Annotated in this window: 2 protein-coding genes; both read right to left on the bottom strand. The window is 69.4% G+C overall.

Going from position 1 to position 2256, the window contains the following annotated elements; translation table 11 throughout:
- Positions 1 to 84 precede the first annotated feature (84 nt).
- Positions 85 to 1113, bottom strand: coding sequence for a nucleoside hydrolase (locus LQV45_RS26675; protein ID WP_230009738.1), 1029 nt, complete (start codon positions 1111 to 1113; stop codon positions 85 to 87).
- 71 nt (positions 1114 to 1184) lie between these two features.
- Positions 1185 to 2162 (bottom strand): aldo/keto reductase, encoded by a 978-nt coding sequence (locus tag LQV45_RS26670; RefSeq protein WP_230009736.1) that lies wholly within the window; start codon positions 2160 to 2162, stop codon positions 1185 to 1187.
- Positions 2163 to 2256 lie beyond the last annotated feature (94 nt).

The following is a 2256-nucleotide window of genomic DNA, read 5'->3' as shown; positions in this document are numbered from 1 at the left end:
CCATCCTAGCGAGCGGCGACCATTCTAGCGATCTGCAGACCCGTCCGGGCACTCCCCGCATTGGCCCAGCCGTACTGTCCGGTTTCAGGCCACCGGCGCCCGGGGGCCCACCGCGCGCGCAAGGGCGCCGATCGAGGAAATCAGTTCGTCGAAGCACTGCCCGGGGTTGTTGTCAGAGACGATCCTGACGTTCGGCGCCAACCCCCACAGCCCGCGGAAATCGGCCACCGTGGTGCCGATCAGCAGGGGCGAATCCGTTTCGACGTCGACCGTGGCCAGCCGGGTGGCGAACGGTGTGCGCCCCGCTGCAGCGCAGGCCGCGAAGGCGTCGTGCACGTGCGCCACATAGCCTTGGTCATAGAGGCGGTGAAATTCCATGTAGAAGCGCAGGGCGTCGGACAGGCAAGCGACGAGGGGGTTCCCGGACTGGCTCCGCTGGCCTTCGGACTGCTCCGGGAGGACGAGTTCGGGCTCCGGTGCACCGGCGGCCTCGCCAAGTCGGCGCAGGTGCTCCGGGTGCATCTCGATCCGCTCGGTCATTTCCAGGGCACACAAGATCGGCAGTTTGTCCTCGGGCAGGCCCCGGTAGGCGGCAAACACCTCCTTGGCGGCATGCGGATCCACCGAGGTGTTCCATTCGGCCGTAGGGGTGGTGTTGCCCTGGTAGTAGAAGCTGCCGCCCATGATCACAAGTCCCTTGAGCAGCCGGGGAAGTTCCGGTTCCCGGCGCAGGGCCAGGGCGAAGTTGGTCAGCGGTCCGGTGATCAAGCCGGTGAGCTCCCCCGGGTGCGCCCGCACCTCCTCGACCCAGACGTCGACGGCGTGCCGCGCCGAGATCTGCTGGCGCGGCGGCGGCAGCTCGGCATAGCCGATGCCCTGCGGCCCGTGGGTCTCCTCGGTGGTGACCAGCGGGATCTCCAGCGGGACCTCGGCGCCGATGGCCACCTCGATGCCCTCGCGGCCGCAGAGCTCCAGCAGGGCCAGGTTGTTCAGCGCCACCTGCCGGGCCCCGACGTTCCCGGCGGTGCACGTGATCGCCTGGACGTGGACCTCGGGCCGGGACAGCAGGTAGACCAGGGCCAGGGCGTCGTCGATCCCGGTGTCGACGTCCATCAGGATGGTATGCGTGACGGGAGTGCCCGCCGCGGAGCCGCTCACAGCCTGATCGTTCAGGCCTGGACCGTTCAGAACAGCGCCACCTTGGGCGTGCGCGGGAAGAGGTCGTCCAGCTCGGAGAGGTCGGCGTGGCTGGGTTTCCAGGCCACGGCGGCGGCGTTCTGGCGCACCTGCTCCGGTGTGGTGGCGCCGGCGATGACGCTGCTGACGGACGGCTGGGCGGCCAGCCAGGAGAAGGCCACCTGGACTTCGTTGAGCCCGCGGTCGGCGGCGAACTTGCCGAAGGCACCCAGCTGTTCCCAGTCGGCGTCGTGGACCAGGTTGGTGCGGGTGTGGCTGAGCCGGCTTCCCTCGGGGGCCCGGCCGGCGGAGTATTTGCCGGTCAGCAGGCCGTTGGCGAGCGGGAAGTACGGCAGGACGCCCAGGCCGTAGGCCTCGGCCGCCGGGGTCACCTCGAGTTCGGCGCGCCGGTCCAGCAGGTTGTAGTGGTTCTGGCTGGAGATGAAGCGGGCTCCCCCGCGGGCGCGTGCCACGTACTCAGCCTCGGCGATCTGCCAGCCGGCCCGGTTGGAGTGGCCGATGTAGCGGACCTTGCCGCTGGTGACGAGGTCTTCGAGGGCCGAGAGCGTCTCGTCGATGGGCGTGAGCGGGTCCGGGGTGTGGAACTGGTAGAGGTCGATCCAGTCCGTGCCGAGCCGGCGCAGCGAGGCCTCCGCCGCCTTGATGATGTAGCGGCGGGATCCGCGCGCACCAAAGTCCTCGCCGTTGGCGCCGCGCATGTCCATGCCGAACTTCGTGCCGATGACCGCATCGTCGCGGCGGGAACCGAGGGCCTTGCCGAGCATTGACTCGCTGAGGCCGGGCTCGCGGCCGTAGGCGTCCGCGACGTCAAAGAAGGTGATCCCGGCGTCGAGCGCCGCATGCACGACGGCGTCGGTGCCTTCCTGCGATTCGGTCACGGTCCCGGACCGGCCCAGGTTGTTGCAGCCAAGTCCCACGACAGAGACGGACAGTCCGGAATTTCCAACGCGGCGGTATTCAGTCATGGTTTTAGCCTATATCGCCCCGGCGGGTGCCCCGGCCAGGCCGCCGCGGGCGGCGGAGAAGCGGGACCCCGCTACCCTGCCGGCAGCTTCAGCC

The organism is Microbacterium sp. Bi128 (genome assembly GCF_918698205.1).
Note: the sequence above shows the minus strand (reverse complement) of the source record. Positions and strands in the feature narration are given on the sequence as shown.